This window comes from Streptomyces alkaliphilus (assembly GCF_014141535.1).
Taxonomy (GTDB): Bacteria; Actinomycetota; Actinomycetes; order Streptomycetales; family Streptomycetaceae; genus Streptomyces; species Streptomyces alkaliphilus.
Map to the genome: position 1 here is coordinate 1 of NZ_VKHT01000884.1, position 2,086 is coordinate 2,086.

Annotated in this window: 2 protein-coding genes; both read left to right on the forward strand. The window is 71.6% G+C overall.

Annotated elements, in window-relative coordinates; translation table 11 throughout:
* A partial coding sequence (locus FNQ90_RS20785; protein ID WP_182607751.1) for a DUF2637 domain-containing protein occupies positions 1–1,740 on the forward strand: 1,740 nt, incomplete at its 5' end.
* Between the two features lie 70 nt (positions 1,741–1,810).
* Complete coding sequence (locus FNQ90_RS20790) at positions 1,811–2,083, forward strand: hypothetical protein (RefSeq protein ID WP_182607752.1); 273 nt, start codon at positions 1,811–1,813, stop codon at positions 2,081–2,083.
* Positions 2,084–2,086 lie beyond the last annotated feature (3 nt).

The window sequence follows — 2,086 nt, forward strand, 5'->3', positions numbered from 1 at the left end:
GTCTCCGTCTCCGGCTCGGGGCCGGGAGCGGCCGCGACCGACCCGGCCCCGGCCGCTCCCGGCCCCGAGCCGGAGACGGAGACCGCGCCCGCCGGCCCGAAGATCCTGGCGAAGTGGGAGAAGTGGCTCCTTGCCCTGGGCGTGCTGCTGGGCACCGGCGTGGCCACCCTCGGACTGATCTCCTCCTACCAGGCCCTCGAAGCCAAGGCCGCCGCGCCGCCGGAGGACGGCGGCTGGGGCTGGGCCTGGCCCTGGCTCCTGCCCGTCGGTGTCGACCTGAGCATCCTGGCCTTCAGCATCGTCAACTTGTTGCTGGTGCGGTTCGACCGCCCGTTGTGGTGGGTCAAGTGGGTGCCCCGGGCCGGTACGGCGGTCACCGTCTACCTCAACTGGGAGGCGGCCAGCAGCCTCCCGTCCCAGATCGGGCACGCCGTCCTCGCCTCCCTCTGGGTCGTGTTCTCCGAGATCGCCGCCCACCTGTACGCCGCGCACATCGGCGCCACCAAGGGCCGGATCAAGCGCGAGCGGATCCCGCGCTCCCGCTGGCTGCTGGCTCCCTTCTCCACGCCGCGGATCGCCCGCCGGATGCGCCTGTGGAACCTGACCTACCGCCAGGCGTTGGAGCAGGACCGCCAGGTCCGCATCTACCGCGAGCGCCTGCGCCAGCGCCACCACGACCGGGGCCGCCGATGGAAGGAGGCGTGCACCCCCGAGGAGATGTTGCCGTTCAACCTCGGACCCCTCGGATTCAGCGTGGAAGACGCCCTCGCGGTCCCCACCCTGGAGGACGTTCGCGAGCAACAGCGCAAGGGGAGGGCCGCCCTTCAACGAGCCGAGGCCGCCGTTCAACAGGTCGCCGCCGACGTTCAAGTGCGCGACGCCGAGATTCAAGCAGAGATCGACCGCGTTCAATCCGAGGGCCGCCTACGGGTCGCCCGACAGGCAGCCGAAGCCAAGATCGAAGCCGAGATTCAACGGGCGGAAGCCGACGTTCAACGACAGGCAGCCGAGGCCCAAGCCGAAACCCGACGCATTCAAGACGAGACCGAGGCCCATTCAACCCGTCTCGCCGAGGAGACCGAGCGGCGCCGGCTCGCCCTGGACCGCGAGCGCGAGGAAGCGCAACTACGCGCTGACCTGGAGCGCACCCGAATCCTCGCGGAGCAGAAGGTGCTGGAGGCCGAGGCCGAGACCGAGATCCAGGCCCGCATCAAGACAGTCGAGGCCAAGGAACGCGAGGAGCAACTCCGACTGGAGAAGGAGGCCCGCGAGCACGAGGCCGCCATCGCCAAGGCCATCGAGGAGGAGGCTGAACGCCGACTCCGCACCGCTGAACACGAGCAGCAGACGGCCGCACAGCTCACCGCCAAGGCCCGCGAGGTGCAGCAGAAGGAGGAGATCGAGCAGCGCCGCGAGGCCAACCGGCAGGTCGAGGAGAAGCGCGCCGCTGAACACGCCACCGCACTCGCTGAACTGAAGGCCCGCGCCGCTGAACACGAGGCGCGCGCCGCTGAACGCGCCGCGATGGCCCGCCTCGGGCAGGTCGACTGGGACACCCACCGCGTCGCCGCGATGCTGCGGGCCGCCGCCATCGACCCGAGCCGCGAACGGGTCACCGTCGCCACCGTCGCGACCGAGCTGGGGGTGTCCACCGGCACCGCCCAGGACCGCATCAAGCGCGCCCAAGTGCTTCTGGAGAACGACGGCGACAGCATCCCGGCGTTGCGGCCGGTCGCCTGACCCACCCGATCCCGGCCCCGGGGCCCCACCGAGGGGCCCCGGGCCATCCACACCCCTTTCGGAGGACCCCGTGACGACCCGACTGCGCACCCTGGCCCGTCGTCATCTGCCCGCTGTCCTGGCGCTCCTGATCGGCCTGGCCGCCGGTATCGCCACCACCGAGACCCTGCTGCACACCGGCCTGGACCGCCTGCCGGCGATGCTCCTCGGCATGGCTGCGGTGGTCGCCGCGCACCGGCTGGCCACGGCCGGGATCGCCTCCCGGACGCGCTGCCCCGGAGAGACCGTGTGTGCCACCTGCGGGATGTGCCCGGAGTGCCGCAACGCCTTCCCCGCCCCCTGATCC